This window comes from Algoriphagus sp. TR-M9 (assembly GCF_027594545.1).
GTDB lineage: Bacteria > Bacteroidota > Bacteroidia > Cytophagales > Cyclobacteriaceae > Algoriphagus > Algoriphagus halophytocola.
The window spans coordinates 4,741,690-4,756,724 of record NZ_CP115160.1; the positions used below are offsets into that span (position 1 = coordinate 4,741,690).

Here is a 15,035-nt window from a genome sequence, read left to right on the forward strand (position 1 = left end):
CGGTAAGTATTCCCAAGGCTCTGTTTCTATGGCAATTTGATGAAAACCTTGTCTTCTCCAGGGGTTATAGGATTTCTTTCCGGTCCTGAAGAGTCATACAGACAATGGCTTTCAATCTCATTATCACAGACGTAATCAACATCAGGTGTCATGTTTGTTACATTGTACCAAACGCCACCGTCTTGTCCCCATTGCTCCGTTGCTGACTCCTTGGGAGCAAACGCAAACGCTGCGAATACCGCCAGCACAAACGCAAATACTGGTAATCTTTTAATTAGAGTATTCATCGTAATGGACTCTTTTTTAACCGATCAAAAAGAGACAAACCGTTTAGGAGTTCTTCCAAAAGGGAAGAACGGGGTTAAAGTACCTACTCTGTCCAGGGTTTTCGGCATCTCCCTTTTCGGGAATTCATCAGCTTAGACCAGCCTCGAGCTCCGGTCTTTTCGAGGGATAAATTCCTGTTGTTATTTTTTGCAGTCTACATGCATGATTTGAGACTGTGGGGTGGTCTCAGCAGCTGCCCCTTTTTAACCTTTTGGATTTACTAAACCCTGTAGGGTTTGTGTTTCAGTTGCTTGTATATAACCTAATTGTTAGTTAAATTGTAATAAGGAAATAGTTGCTTTCACTCCATTGATTGCAGAAGGTGGGATTTACCCGTCTTTAATGTATTATTTTTTTGCAGCCTAACTCCAATGATAATTAAAGGCTGTTTGGGCGGTTTTACAGCGACCGCCCTTTTTTTTTCCTTCCATGGCTATTTTCTCTTTATTCCTACACCCGACAGTTGTCGTGGATCTCTTTTGGCCCCTTTTGGCGCAAGTCTACTGACTTGTACCCATAGCAATGCAGTCTCCTGACTGCTCCCAACTTCATCATTCAACATTTGGTATTCATCATTCGAACTTACCCACACCCAAAATCCGGCATCCCACATCATTCCATTTCCATCTTGCTGGCGGCACACCTTCGGTAGACAGGCAGGCACCCGACAACAATCTTCTAGTTTTCCAATTTTTCAATTTTCAAATCTTTGAATCGAATACCAACAACAGCCACCCCTATACACACCACATTCAAAACAAAATGCTCCGCCCACCCCAAACTCTCCAAGATCCCAGCACAATTGCAGGGTACTCTTGGAAAAGCTCCCACCCAGATCAGTCCCACATAAGTGGTAAATACTGTGAGAAGTAGAATACTTCCCAAGTAGCCCCACCACCGCGTCACTGAAAAGAGCAGGAGCAGGGCGATCAGCAACTCTATTCCCGGAATAACAAATGCCAAAACCTCTTCCAGCTCATTTGGCATCGGTTGGTTTAGAAATGCTTTTCTACTGGAATCCCATCTGATCAGTTTATCAAATCCCGTGTAGGTCCAGAGGAGGATAAGGAGTGTTGAGCTAATTTTTTCCATTTTCATATTATTAACTGCCCCAATGTATAAATCCCGAAAGCTTTACGATCCGGGAATTAAGTGATTCGGAAAGCTTCGCGACAACGAAAAGCGTTGGGATGTGGCATCTATCCCAAATCGGGACCAAGATTGACTTCAAGGATACCATACTAATTACAGCCCCTTTCTTCTAAATTTCTCTATAAAACACCTTGTTCTCCAAGAGAATGTTGCAGACAGTAGAATTCTTGTAGTAAACGATTTGATTTCACTCATCAAGAGATTTTTTATTGGGTACTATTATTTCGGATTTATCCTAATATTTTCCCTCTTGCCCAGGCTCGAAGTCCACAGTTTCTTCTTCTGTTATTCGCCTATTTCCCCTTTTTTATTGGTTAGTATTGAAGAAAAATGATCAATTAGTTTGATTTTCTAAAAAAGAAAACTACATTTCTATTCATCGATGACTTTTCCGGTGCTTTTTGCTGTATCGGCTTTTGGGCAATGTGACCATGGATTCTATTGCCTTTTTTGTTCAAATAGACATATATGCTGATCAATAGAATTGTAATCTATGCTCAGGATATAATGATTTTCACAGGGCGGAGTAAGTCCTATGCTTATAATGTGTTAAACCGGATAAGAAAAAGTGTGGGAAAGGGAAAGCATAGCCTGATTACTTTTCAGGAATTCGCAGATTTTCATGGTATCCACGTCAATGAGTTGACAGATATAATTTTCAGAAAACACTAAAAAGGATCTGCTTACTAGGCAGATCCTGATTTGGAGGTTTTCTCCGCCGGAATGACGATCCGGTATATAGCTTTTGTTCAGCTTAGATGGGTATTCATAAGTCAACTTAGTAGCATCACTTTCTTTTCCAAATATCCAGGATGCTTCTAAGACCGGTCAGTTACTAATACTTGTTATAGTAGTGGGACATTCACTGGTAAAACTCGTGGTTACTATCTTTCCACTACTAGATTCATGGCTATATAAGAGCTTGGTCCTACTCTGCTCCAATGCGCTTAAACATTGCTTGTATTCAGTTTCTTTTATCATGATTGTATATGTTTAGTGAGTATGAAATCTATTATTCGTCAATTCCTTAACAAAGAAAGTGTTGTAAACAAGGGAGAATTCAATGTAGACAGCCTGATTTTTATAGTAAATAAGTATTCAATAGGGGTGGTTTGGTTACTTTGGACAATCTATCTGGGAGTAGATATCCTCACCAGAATTTATTCAAACGTTGATTTTGCTTCTGTGAAAATCATAGCATTACACTATTTTACAGGAGGATTCTTTCAGCAGTTTGTTTTTTTCGTCTTCCTTCCAAACGTGCTCTATTTAAAAAAATGGAAGAAACTAACGGTCTTGCTTATATTCTTTTTTATAGCATATCTATTCCTGAAATTATTCATTTTAGGCACACCGCTTTCTGAGGCTATAGTCACAAAAGGGTTCATAGTCAAAGAAGGGATGAGAATCTTCCAATTTCAAATTTACATTGTTGCATTATGGGGAATGGTAGTTGCCATTAAAACTAGCAGTGAAAAGAACAGGCTCCAGTTGGATTATGACCGTATTCGCATCGACCATACTTCCATACAGCTAAATCCCCACATGGTAATCAATCTTTTCAGTGGATTTGCGGCTTCCATTTACCCGCTTTCCCGTGACTTATATGAAGATTTTAATAACTTTTCCGCCCTGTTGTCCTATTGTTATAAAGACCCCCGCTTCCCCAATTTTTTGAATGAGGAAGTTCAGGCTATGGAGTACCTTATTTCTTGCCAAAAAAGTAGGTTTCCAGGCAAGCTCAGCTTTAACTTGACTCATCAATTGGACTTAGTGCAATGTTCCAGACTGGTTATCCCCAAAGGTGCCCTGATGAGCTTTGTTGAAAACGCATTCAAACATGGACGTTGTTTCGATCCCAATACCCCCTGCATATTGAATATGCGTCTTGTCATGCTGGAAAATGGTTGCCAGCGGTTCAGCTTTGCAATAGATAATGCCAAAGATATCAGCGCCCCAAAGCAATCCTCACAGTTTGGGATAAAGGCAGTCAACCGGATTCTTGCCCACCATTTTATCGATCATTACCAACTGTTCATATCAGAAACCCACACAGATTTTAGCGTTTTCTTATACATAGACTATGAAGGAAATTTTACAAATTGGTCTGCTTGACGACGAAGAAAAGCCGAGGAATTTACTGGCAAGTTTTGTAGCGGGAATAGCCGGCTATAATACTGCCTTTTCTACTGATGATCCCTACTTCGCTCTTAAGGAGTCATTGGGTAGAAAAATTGATATCCTTATCACGGATATTAACATGCCGGAAATGACTGGTTTACAGCTGACCAAAGACATCCAAAATCTGGATATCCCTGTTATTCTCTACTCGGTACACGACCAACTCGCTATAGATGGCTATGGAGTCAATACAGTTTATTTTCTCCGTAAACCAACAAAACTTCACGAGGTTGCCTATGCATTGGATAATGCCCGTGTATTCATTTCCAGGTTACGTGATAGAACAATTCCTCCTCTTGAAGATTTTGTAATGCTGAAACTGCTGAAATATTCCAAAAGTTTCATGCTGTTTACACATGAAGTGGATTATTTGGAGCAAAACAATATCGATACCAAATTAACTTTGGATTCTGGAGATGAAATTGTTTTAAGAAGCTCCCTAAAGAATACGCTAGCCCACATCAACAGACCTTTTATAGTGCGTGTCCACCGTTCGTTCGCTATAAATTATTACAAAATAAAGGCGATGGATCAGGCTTATTGCTACATGAGATCAGGTAAGCAAATCCCAATAGGAAATGAATATCGTAAGGATTTTATGGAGTTCCTGAGGTCAAGAAGGTCCTAGCCGTATTTTGTAAGAGGATTCCTGCCAGCCCATCTAGCGCAAAGTACTATCTTATGCTTATACTAATGCATTCCTCAGACTGCCAACTACCAACCGATGTTACAAAGTTTCCACGACATGAAAATACATGGAGAGCATTTCTAAACAATGCCGTAGGCATGACCGATATTAAAAAAGTGGCTACAAATAACCTGCCTTATCTGGTCTGAGTCTCATGACTTAGACACAAAGTATTGCATTCTTCAGACTGCTCTTTCTCACTCAGCTGTGCGACACTTGCAATATAGAACCCAATCCATAGGATTTTTAATCCGTATTACAACAACCGAAAACCGTGACACCTGCCAACCGATAACTGCCAACTGATATCCGCCATCTGTTAAGGGCTATATAGCTGCTTGCCAAGTAGAGTATAAAGCCTATAATGGATGAGGTCCTCCATCTTCTTTCGGTCCACTGGAAAAAAACGGTTGACCTGCATATGGATATGGTTTAACAAAAACCGTTTTACCGTTAGATCATCCAGAAATAAAAAGGAATGTTTTTCTACCGTAGCATAATACGAGTTTTGCCAGTTCAGGTAATTAGAGTGATCCTTTTCTTCATTTTTAAGTTCCTCATTGTAACTCCTTAATTCCTTTAATTCATTTCTTGACAAGGATTTAACCCTATGCTTTAGAATAGTGAAAAACAAATGCTCTACTCCGGTTTCTAGAAATACCCTCATCCACAATTGGCTCATTAAGCCCAGCTTTAGATTTCTGTTATTCTGAATCAAGCCTGTTGGGTTTTCAATAGTTGGTAACAACATTAAAGAGGATTCCAAGTGAAAAAGCTGTTCTGATTTCATGTAATCATCAGTTCCATATTTCTTGTATTCTGGATAGTAGGGACGTACTTCATATAGGAAGTCTGAATACCCATGTTTCAGTAAAATCATCTTGTTTATCTTTGATTTTTGGACTGCAAGCAGTCTGAGAAACCTCACCCTCAGCTGTAAATGCCCTCTACCGGGATAGACTACGTAGTACCACTCTACATTTTCTTTTTTAAGCAAATTCAACATTTGCCCGCAGAAGAAGAATTCTAGAAATGTAAATAAGGAATTTTCAGATATTCGTATTAAAATATATAGGCTGTTGTCAGCTATTGAGGATAGGGAATTGATAAAATCAGGAAGGGGAACCTCCTTTTTTGTAATGCTTTGATGTACTACCAGCTGTGGGTATATCGCTCTTGCACTTGTGGACTGGAACATAGAATCACTGAGCCAGACAGGGTCACTTAAAACCAGCTTTTTCCATTTTTTGAGCTCCTCCCAAAGAATCTCCAAATCTGTAAGTTTGTCCCAGTGCAGTACCAATTCCCGGTCCAGATATCCCATTACCAAGGGATTGGGAACTGAATTATCTCTTAGCCATTGGTTCAGGTTTTTCATGTTTAGAAAGGAATCTGAATGGATCAGCCATCTCCTGCTTTGAAGTATGATATTACCCCAGTTTAGCTGTGGAAGGTAGCTTACCTCCATGTTTTTCCTCAGAAAGTAAGGCGAAAACATAAACGAATCCTGGTGGGAAATTTCCCATAACAAGCGAAGGATCGGGTGACTTATTTCCTCTCCGTTCAGCGGGTGGGTGATCACTGGAATGACTTTTTTCCTTGTCTTTTTGTGCACCAGCATAAACTCACCTGCCATATTCCCTAGTTCTATGTCGTCAAGAGTTAAAGATTCATGTTCTGTCTCGGGAAAGGGACTAATGATTGTTTTGAATATCGGAACTGATGAACATATCGATGCTACATTCTCAGTTTCATACAGCTTCAATTCTGCATAGATTACCTCCCTATCCCGATAAATTGTATCCTTGATTTTTTTCTGCTCTGCTAGTATCCGCTCATGTTTATTGAACCTTCCGAAATAAACAAAAGGTCGGTTACATACTAAATTATCCACCATTATGCTGGCATCTCTTCTTAGTTTAATGACTACCTGTAAATCGTAAATTGCTGAATCCAGTCGCTTGGAGGGGAAATTTCTTTTAAGATCTATTGTTTGTTTTGGAATTATTCCAAGCGGGAAAACGCCCGTCTTCTGCTCTTTATTTGAATAGGCGAGATTGTCAAGAAAAACCGAATTGACAAATTCATCATAGGTTAATAGTACCTGCAGAGGTACAAATCTGTCATCAAATTTGTCCTCAAACCAATCAGAAAATAAGTTTAAGTAGGCACTTCTTGTGGAGGTGAACAGCGCTCCGGCAGTTTCTTTAAAATCCCTGATTTCCTCCAATGTATTTTGCGGGATAGTAATTTCCTCTAGGATAGCCATGTCCTTCCTTAAGTTCGGGATAGTAGTCTGAAGCTTCCTTTGATCTGCTGGATATAGAATTCCCAGCTTTACCATTTTCTCCCATATTGCCTTTTCATAAGATGATTCTGGATTATTGAATCCAGCGCTGAACTTCTCAAAATCCGTGATTTTCCGAGAACCAACCTTTTTGATAATTTGCTCGAACAGTCGGTTTTTTGGCAAATTTACTAGCCCCCACCTTTTGGCATTTTCCTGGAAGGTGAGAAAATGTAATCTGTCCCATTTTTCATAGATGACCTCTGCCAGAAAAAAGTGCTTTCTTTCAGTAAAACTGACATTTTTAGAATTGGAGAGAGGGATGACCCGACTTAAGTCTATATCGAATTGTTGCGAGTTATTGATTCTGCCTATTCCCACCCCCGCCAGCATTCCGAAAGGAGTGCACCTATACCTTCCTCTTAGCAGGTACTTGTACACTTTCTTCTTAAGTCTTGGATGTAGTTGCACATATGGTGTACTTCCTAAGGCTTGAAGAAGACTGGGGGAGGATACCGATAATATGCTTAAAATGCTTTCCCAGTTTGAAATTATTTCTGTTTCATCTCTCGGATCTATCGTAAGAAGTGGTGCTCTGAACAAAAAATGCTGCATTCTTTTTTACAGCCATTCTATCTACTTTCTTCAGGTTTTTAAAAGTTTTGTTGAATACAGTAGCAAATCTGTGGCAGACAACCAGATTTTTAGGGTCAACTTTAGCTCTTTGCTGATCGGAATTTGTAATTCTGATATTCTACTGTAGGTTCCGGCTTTTTGGGATTTGTAATCCCGAACCGATTTCGTAGGATTTTCAATCCGGATTATCACCATCAGCCAACAACCAACCGACATCGGAAATCCGGCATCCGACATCTGTACTGACAAAGCCGGAGTATCAATTTTCCAATTTATCAATCTTCGAATCTTTCAATCGAGTCCCGTCCAACCTCCCCCCAATTTTAAATTCTTAATTCTCTCATTTTATATTGATCACCTACCAAACACCCGTCTCCCCTTTAGGGGGCGGGGGTCACAACACCATCCGACGGTCACCCGTCATCAATCATCGGACTTTTCTTCCGTCTTCTTCCTATTTCTCACTTCAACGCTGCCCTACTGCGACTGAAAACTGCGAGTGAAAACCGCGACTTCTCCCTAGCTCCCCGCATGATACCCGCATGATACCCCGTACATACCCGCATGATACTTGGGGTTTTACCCACATTTTCCACATTGTCCATAGTTTCCAGATATTCCATATTTTCCTAAGAATCCATAGAATCCACATATTCCACTTTCGTTTTGATATCCAGCTAGATAGCTCCAGATTTCCCCCATGTTTCACACATAAACTAATCAAAACATGGCAAAACAAGCTGGATATATCAAATTGGAAGGCACCATCGGTGACCTTTCGTTTTACAAAAACCGCGATGGTAACTTCATCGCAAGGCGCAAAGGAGGAGTTACCAAAAAACGCATCCTTACCGATCCCAAATTCCAACGGACCAGGGAAAACATGCAGGAGTTCTCTAAGGCAGCCACCGCAGCTAAATTTCTTAAAAATGCATTTCGGGAAATAGAGCTGAAATCAAATGGAGGCAAACTGCATAACAGACTTTACTCCATAGCAATGAAAGTGGTTAAGTCTGATCCTGTATCAGCCAGAGGCGCACGTAAATTCGAATTGGGAGATATGACACTCTTGCTTGACTTCGAGTTTTCTGAAAAGGCGGTCTTCAGCAATGTACTGAAAAAGCAACCTGAAATTCTAGATGACCCTGCTTCTGTGACAGTCACAATCCCGGAGTTAGTTCCTATGAAATACCTTGTATATTCCCAGGGCTCTACGCATTATAGGTTTTCATTGATTAGGGCAGCTGTTGACTTCGAGGCAAATACCTTTAATACGGAAATAAGTACTGTAGAGCCGATGCTGATCAATAATCTCTCTTCACCGGAGCTGACCTTGTCTCTACCAAAGCCTGGCGTAGCTGGAGAGAAGTACTTCTTTGCCCTGACCTTGGAATTCCTCACTCAAGTCAACGGCAATCAGTATGACCTGAACGACGTATCCCAGAATCCTGCTGTTATTCTTGCGATCAGCTAAATCATGGATCTGGTATTGAACCGGGAATACTATCCCGGAGGTACAAATGGTGTTTTGCTACAGGATGCCAGTATGCTATGCAAATGCATAGAACCTCCTGCAGCCTACTTCAAACCCTTGATCTCCTGTATTGCTGAAGGTATCTATGAACTCGAACTCATCCCGGACAATCAATCGCAGAGGATCAGAATGTTCAGATGCCCAAACGGAATCAGGTCAGGAATACCCATAGAAGTAGAAATAAGTACCATAACAATGGAGCGGAACATAGTCCCGGTGTCTGAAATTACAGGAGAAGGGAGGGGAACGCCTAGCCCAAAAGCTTGGCAAAACCTCCTCGACCTGGTAGGTCAGGCACTTCAACAAGGTGAAAAGGCTACACTGGAGATAAGGAGCTATCCAGAAAATGCCCTAAACCTTACCTTCCATCAGATCGAATGGATGGACTGATGTTTCAGGCAGTAGGGGGAGTCATCGCACTCCTCCTTACTGTCATCGCCTACTTCCTGAACCTCCTTATTCAGGATTTCAGACAGCTGAACAAAGAGCTTTCCATATTGAAGGAACTCTTTATTCGACTGGAAGCCGAACAGACGCTGATGAAGACCATGCTACAGCGCACCCGTAGCCCGCTGGTTTAGAATCAGTGATCTGTCAATCGTGGACCGTGGACCGTCGACCCCGACTCTTGTACTGAGCCAAGTCTAAGTATAGGTTTCCATAACACTTAACATTTAACACTTAACATTTAACATTTCAAAAATGAATATCATAGATGAAATAACATCCCGGGCCTCTGCGCCCACACCTCCTTTTTTCCAAATGCTTAAAAAGGCAGGTTTACTTATAGCTGCCGTAGGAACGGCCGTGCTTACAGCACCGGGAATGGTGCCTGAACTCCTGCTGGAATATGCAGGCTATGCGATTACTGCCGGCACAGTGCTGGTCAGCATCTCCCAGCTCACCGTGGATGAGGGGCTGGAAGAGAAGCTGATGGCCTCGGTGGAGTAATTCATTGAACCTTTATTAACCTTTGGGGTGTAGTTCCGATCTGCCGCAGACAAGAGCGGAACCTCCCCGAAGGTTTTTTTGATGGCAAATCTGTTTGGTAGGGTTTTCAATGCGAATTACCGTTATTCTTGCTGGCGACACGTCTACCTCTTCGAATCACAATCCAGGGCCAGCGCTCGGGAAGAATTAAATGGCCGTATTGCGCCGGGTTAAAACCCGCCGCTACCCAGATTTCGTCCCTATGGGACTTTGCGTATGATAGTTTTCCTCCATGGTCTCTGTCACACGTCAATAGCAAGGATATCCAACTCGGATTTCGTTTCCCTCTTGCTGGCATAGTACTTTAATCTCCGAATTAAAATTTCGAGCCAGCGCTGGTTCTACTATTATTTCTTAAATCCCAGGGTTAAAACCCTGGGCATGCCTACGGCATTTCTCTCTTTTTTGGAAAGCCTTCGTGACTTGTGGCCGATGCAGTGCAGTCTACTGACTTCCACTCAATTCATCGTTCATTACATAATAATTTCGATTTCCTCTGGTCGCGCCTGCCTGCCTAAGGCATGGAAATGACAGGTCATATCCCCAGATTTATTCCTTTTTCCACACTTCAAGTTGTTATTAAAATGTATTCGTAACTTGGACTGAGTGGGAGGAGGTCAAAATAGCGGGGCAGGCTGTTGGGATAGCGCGCTGAAGCATTAATTTGACGAAGGTTTTTGTTACTTTTTGCCTTCAAAAAGTAAGCATAAGAAGAATTACTTGAATTTTCACCCTACCCAGCTTACAAGGTGCTTTGCAAATTCTGGTCGCCTGCTTGCCGTAAGCACGGAAATTACCCCGCCATATACCCAGATTTTCACTTTAATCTTTTCCTCTTGTTTAAATTCCCTGAGTCTGGATACTGAGCGAGCCGAAGTATGTCAAAGGGACATTCTTTAAGGAATTTCTACAGCATATTAAAAAATTAACAGTTAATTTCACCTTAAACAATGATCCTATATGTCTGACGTAAATTTCCTTCTTATTGATGATGATCCAGATGATAGGGAATTCTTCGAAATGGCCTTGAAAAAAGTTCCTTTTTCGATTAACTATGCCACCGCATCGAATGGGATTTGTGGATTGGATCTATTAACAGATCAAGACGAAAAGCCACACTACATTTTTTTGGATCTCAATATGCCAATGCTTTCTGGAAAGGAATGTTTGTCAAAAATCCGGAAGCTACAAGGCTATAAGGATGTTCCTATAATTATATTCTCCACCTCCTCTTTTCGGGGAGATATAGAGGATTGCAAAAAGCTGGGGGCTTCACATTTCTTTACTAAGGTGACGAGTATTAGCCAGCTAAGCGAAACAATTACTAAATTGATTTCGGGCGTGGAAATGCCATACGTTTTGAATTGAAATTAACGAAATGCGAAGCAATGAAACTAAACGAACCCTGCTGGATGACGTTCGCTTTCAGCGAATGATTGAAGAAGTGGAGGATTATGCCATCATTTTACTAGATACGGAAGGTAATATCCGCAATTGGAACAGGGGAGCAGAAAAGATCAAAGGTTATAGGGAAGACGAAATCCTGGGTAGAAATTTCAGTATTTTTTATCCAGCGCAAGACAGAAAAGATAGACTTCCGTTTAGACTGATAGCCGAAGCCAGCGCCAACGGGAGAGCTGACCATGAGGGTTGGAGACTTCGAAAAGACGGCAGCACATTTTGGGCTTATGTGGTAATCACTGCACTGCATGATGAGCAGGGAGATATCATAGGTTTCACCAAAGTAACCCGAGACCTCACGGAAAGGAAGCTTGCAGAAGAACAAAAAGACCGGGATGCCAAAAGCATTGCACTACAGAATAAGCAGCTTGAAGAATTTGCCTACGTGACCTCCCACGATCTACAGGAGCCCATAAGGAAGATCCGTGCATTTATAGACTTGGCTCGACAGGATATGGACAATAGGGAGAGCCTTGAGTATTACCTTGAAAAGATAGACAGCAGCGCTGAAAGAATGATCCAGTTGATCAAGGATATACTTGCATTTTCCAGACTTTCCCCTGATCAATCACAATATGCTCAAGTGGATCTAAACCAAGTGGTTAAAGATGTACTGGCTGAATATGAAATGGTTATTTCCGAAAAAAATGCGAAGATCCAAGTAGATACTCTCCCAGAAATCCAAGGTATTTATTTACATCTCCAACAGCTTTTCAGAAATCTGATCAGCAATGCCTTGAAATTCAATAAGGATTGCCCCAAGGTTACAATTTCTTTTCAAGATACAGCTAAATTTTCTTCCAAATTTCCCGACAATGGTTATCTGATTAATGTCTCAGATAACGGGATCGGCTTTGATCAAAAGTATGCAGAGCAGGCATTTCAACCCTTCAAGCGACTGACTTCGGGATTTCCGGGCAGTGGAATAGGGCTGGCACTCTGCAAGAAAATAGTGGTGGACCATGGAGGAAGCATCACCGTTCAAAGCGAACCTGGGAAGGGTACAACTTTTAACATATATTTTCCAAAAATAAAGTGATTTAAAAATTGAACTCTTCCACACTCTTAAAAATCCTCACCCATACCGCTTCTTAAGCTCCGCCAAAATCCCCTCTAGTCCATTTAGCCGAATCTCATACAGGGTATGCAGCCACATGCCAAGTTTCCCCTCGGGAAAGCCTTGTCCATGCATCCAAACCAGGTAATGCTCGGGAACATCACAAAGTAATCGGCCCTTGTACTTTCCGTAAGGCATTTTTTTAGTCACCAGATCGATGAGAATTTGTTGGTCCATAGCCTAAAGGTAGGCCGAACTTGTAACTCTCATCCATTCTTTTTAGCGGAATTTCAGCGTTTATTCGCTAAAGCCCCATAAGCTAGGGCTTTTAAGTATTGGGAAGGGGAAGATGTATGCTTATGCTGAGCGATTTTAATTTCGCACAAGACAGCCCATCATAATCGGGCTTTGGCGGAGATGAAATGACAATCAATTTCGCTTTCTGAATTCGCGAGGGGTGCATCCGGTAATCTTCAGAAATGCCGCATTAAATCTACTAATGGATTGGAAACCACAATTGAAAGCCAATTTGGTGATGGGAAGATCCGTGGTCAATAATTCCCGCTGGGCATGGGAGATTCGTTCTTCAGTGAGGTATTCACTTAGCGTGGTTCCAAATGTTTTTTTGAAAATGGAATTAGCGTGGTCAGGATGCAGACCCATCGCCTGGCCAATGTCTGATACTTTAATGGACTCGCTATAATTCTGGGCTATAAACATCGCGATTTTTTCCACTTGGTTACTTTCTTTGATAGGGGAAGCTGAGATGCTTTCTGAGGCATCAGGCACAAATTCACTGGCCATTCTATTTACCCGAGCCTGAATCTCCAACAAGGCAATTTTCGGGTTTTTCTCTTCCTGAAAATCACTAAACCAGCGTTTGAAATTAAATTCATCAATGGAGGAATAGGTGGGATTCGTCTCCGCTATAATTTGTCCACTCAGAATTTTCTCCAGAAAGCTTGGCGCTAACTTCCATTCCAAAAAAACAGAAAAGGGCACTGTGCAGACATAATAGGGCTTCGGAGATTCAAACCCTACGATTTGATGAGGTGTCAAAGCCCAAAAAAGCGTGAATCGATTGGCCGGCATCTCGATTTTCCTTCCTTGGAATAAATAAGTGATGCCTTTTTCGGGGAAATAATTGATTTCGATTTCATTATGCCGATCAGGTTTGTGCATCAGGCTCGGGACCCACATTTCGCAGGAGAAACCATAAGGTTTGAAAACATTTCTTTTTTCATCAAAACGTTTGTTCATCTCGGAAATCGATAAGTTTTAAAAGGAATATAGGTGGTTTTTGTCTTAATACGAGAATAAATTTACCTCCAAGAAATAATTACTGGATCTTTTCAAAAGAATCTAATTAAGAAAACGAATAGTATGAAATTCAAAAGTCTACTTACAATTTTGATAGGGATATCGCTTGTGGTAGGATTGATAAGTTGTGATGATCTTAATAAAGAGCTGGTTAAACCGAGAATATTAATCAGCTCGGACATAGGCGGAACAGATCCAGATGACTTCCAGTCCATGATTCACTTCTTGATGTACGCAGATCAATTCCATGTCGAAGGGCTGGTTTCTTCGCCATATGGAGAAGGTAGCACGGAGGACTTTCGGGATATAATTGACCTCTATGAAGAAGATTACAGTCAACTGCTGGCCCATGCTCCAGAACTTCCTACCCCCGAATCCCTGAGAGCAATTACCAAACAAGGAGAGAAATATGACGCGCCCTTCAAAGGGTACTCTATCCCTACTGAAGGTTCGGAATGGTTAATTTCCTGTGCAAAGAGAAAAAGTGATCAGCCACTTTGGATATTAGTATGGGGTGGGATAGAGGATCTTGCCCAAGCACTGCATGATGCTCCTGAAATTAAAGAAAATATCAGAGTATATTGGATAGGTGGTCCCAATAAAAAGTGGAGTATCAATGCCTATTCTTACATAGCAGAAAATCATCCGGATCTTTGGATGATCGAAGCAAACGCGACGTATAGAGGCTGGTTTATGGATGAAGATTCTCCAGAAGACTTGAAAGGAGATGCATTTTACAAAAACTACATTGCTGGGCGAGGTGTTATGGGCAAGGATTTTATCAAATATTATGATGGTGACATCAAAATGGGCGACACTCCCTCGCTCGTCTACCTAATGGACGGAAATCCCAATGATCCCACCGGAGAAAGCTGGGGAGGAAGTTTTGAGAAGATCAATCGCAGTTCCAGAAATGTATTCAAAGGAGGAAGCACAGTTCAAGATACCGTGGCGGCTTATGCGACCATCGAGTGGAGATTTGAAGGGCCAGATTTAGCTATTGCCGAGGATTCTGTGGTCTTCCAAATAGAAATTCAAAACCAAGTATGGCCCGGATATTATCTGGGAAATGGAATATATGGGGTGAAGTATTCTTCTAAAAAACCTGAAAAGGGAACCTATAAAACTACCAGTGATATTGCAGAATTGGACGGTTTGGAAGGAGCTTACATTAGCACCTTTCCTTGGCCTGGGAAACCTTCTCCAGATGATTACCAGTTGGGAGCCAATTGGTATAGTGATAGAGTTGATGCGCCACTTTTCATCGATGATCAGCAAGGAGCCAAAACTATCTCAAAATTCAGAAAAGAGTTTTTAATGGACTGGGCTGAGAGATGGAAATGGTTGGAACAGTGATTAGCAATCATTCAAATTTACGTACCGTGGAATGTCGACTAGGGAC

General features: G+C 41.5%; 16 protein-coding genes. 10 read left to right on the top strand and 6 right to left on the bottom strand.

Features of this window, described 5'->3' with window-relative positions; genetic code table 11:
• Positions 1–26 precede the first annotated feature (26 nt).
• Both PBT90_RS20070 and PBT90_RS20075 read right to left on the bottom strand, forming a co-directional pair.
• Positions 27–287, bottom strand: coding sequence for a DUF6520 family protein (locus tag PBT90_RS20070; RefSeq protein WP_270130892.1), 261 nt, complete (start codon positions 285–287; stop codon positions 27–29).
• Between the two features lie 718 nt (positions 288–1,005).
• Positions 1,006–1,419 (bottom strand): MauE/DoxX family redox-associated membrane protein, encoded by a 414-nt coding sequence (locus PBT90_RS20075; RefSeq protein ID WP_270130894.1) that lies wholly within the window; start codon positions 1,417–1,419, stop codon positions 1,006–1,008.
• A gap of 528 nt (positions 1,420–1,947) precedes the next feature.
• On the opposite strand from PBT90_RS20075, the gene PBT90_RS20080 reads away from it, so the two are divergent.
• From PBT90_RS20080 to PBT90_RS20090, 3 genes are all read left to right on the top strand, one after another.
• Positions 1,948–2,151: a hypothetical protein gene (locus PBT90_RS20080; RefSeq protein WP_270130896.1), complete on the top strand. Its 204-nt coding sequence runs from the start codon at positions 1,948–1,950 to the stop codon at positions 2,149–2,151.
• Between the two features lie 330 nt (positions 2,152–2,481).
• On the top strand, positions 2,482–3,594 hold the full coding sequence (locus tag PBT90_RS20085) for a sensor histidine kinase (RefSeq protein WP_270130898.1): 1,113 nt from the start codon (positions 2,482–2,484) through the stop codon (positions 3,592–3,594).
• The gene (locus PBT90_RS20090) at positions 3,563–4,288 is read left to right on the top strand and encodes a LytR/AlgR family response regulator transcription factor (RefSeq protein WP_270130900.1); all 726 of its coding nucleotides are present in this window, start codon (positions 3,563–3,565) and stop codon (positions 4,286–4,288) included. Before PBT90_RS20085 ends, PBT90_RS20090 begins: the two co-directional genes overlap by 32 nt.
• A gap of 379 nt (positions 4,289–4,667) precedes the next feature.
• Here the strand turns inward: PBT90_RS20090 and PBT90_RS20095 are convergent, their stop codons facing one another.
• The gene (locus PBT90_RS20095; protein ID WP_270130902.1) at positions 4,668–7,250 is read right to left on the bottom strand and encodes a lantibiotic dehydratase; all 2,583 of its coding nucleotides are present in this window, start codon (positions 7,248–7,250) and stop codon (positions 4,668–4,670) included.
• Between the two features lie 482 nt (positions 7,251–7,732).
• The gene (locus PBT90_RS20100) at positions 7,733–7,894 is read right to left on the bottom strand and encodes a hypothetical protein (protein WP_270130904.1); all 162 of its coding nucleotides are present in this window, start codon (positions 7,892–7,894) and stop codon (positions 7,733–7,735) included.
• 104 nt (positions 7,895–7,998) lie between these two features.
• Here PBT90_RS20100 and PBT90_RS20105 point away from each other — a divergent pair, with 104 nt between their 5' ends.
• From PBT90_RS20105 to PBT90_RS20130, 6 genes are all read left to right on the top strand, one after another.
• Positions 7,999–8,745: a hypothetical protein gene (locus PBT90_RS20105; RefSeq protein WP_270130906.1), complete on the top strand. Its 747-nt coding sequence runs from the start codon at positions 7,999–8,001 to the stop codon at positions 8,743–8,745.
• 3 nt (positions 8,746–8,748) lie between these two features.
• Positions 8,749–9,195 carry a DUF5675 family protein gene (locus PBT90_RS20110; RefSeq protein ID WP_270130908.1) on the top strand — a complete coding sequence of 149 codons (447 nt, stop codon included), beginning with the start codon at positions 8,749–8,751 and terminating at the stop codon, positions 9,193–9,195.
• Positions 9,183–9,386 (top strand): hypothetical protein, encoded by a 204-nt coding sequence (locus tag PBT90_RS20115; protein WP_270130910.1) that lies wholly within the window; start codon positions 9,183–9,185, stop codon positions 9,384–9,386. The genes PBT90_RS20110 and PBT90_RS20115 overlap by 13 nt, the downstream gene beginning before the upstream one ends.
• 121 nt (positions 9,387–9,507) lie before the next feature.
• A complete protein-coding gene (locus PBT90_RS20120) occupies positions 9,508–9,756 on the top strand; it encodes a hypothetical protein (RefSeq protein WP_270130912.1) in 249 nt (82 codons plus the stop codon).
• 999 nt (positions 9,757–10,755) lie between these two features.
• Positions 10,756–11,163 (top strand): response regulator, encoded by a 408-nt coding sequence (locus PBT90_RS20125; protein WP_270130914.1) that lies wholly within the window; start codon positions 10,756–10,758, stop codon positions 11,161–11,163.
• 10 nt (positions 11,164–11,173) lie between these two features.
• Positions 11,174–12,295, top strand: a complete 1,122-nt coding sequence (locus PBT90_RS20130) for a sensor histidine kinase (RefSeq protein ID WP_270130916.1) — start codon at positions 11,174–11,176, stop codon at positions 12,293–12,295.
• A 36-nt stretch (positions 12,296–12,331) separates the two neighbouring features.
• Here PBT90_RS20130 and PBT90_RS20135 read toward each other — a convergent pair whose 3' ends face one another.
• The gene (locus tag PBT90_RS20135) at positions 12,332–12,550 is read right to left on the bottom strand and encodes a DUF3820 family protein (protein WP_264811493.1); all 219 of its coding nucleotides are present in this window, start codon (positions 12,548–12,550) and stop codon (positions 12,332–12,334) included.
• A 192-nt stretch (positions 12,551–12,742) separates the two neighbouring features.
• The gene (locus PBT90_RS20140) at positions 12,743–13,573 is read right to left on the bottom strand and encodes a helix-turn-helix domain-containing protein (RefSeq protein ID WP_270130919.1); all 831 of its coding nucleotides are present in this window, start codon (positions 13,571–13,573) and stop codon (positions 12,743–12,745) included.
• A gap of 123 nt (positions 13,574–13,696) precedes the next feature.
• Here PBT90_RS20140 and PBT90_RS20145 point away from each other — a divergent pair, with 123 nt between their 5' ends.
• A complete protein-coding gene (locus PBT90_RS20145; RefSeq protein ID WP_270130921.1) occupies positions 13,697–14,989 on the top strand; it encodes a nucleoside hydrolase-like domain-containing protein in 1,293 nt (430 codons plus the stop codon).
• Positions 14,990–15,035: the final 46 nt, after the last annotated feature.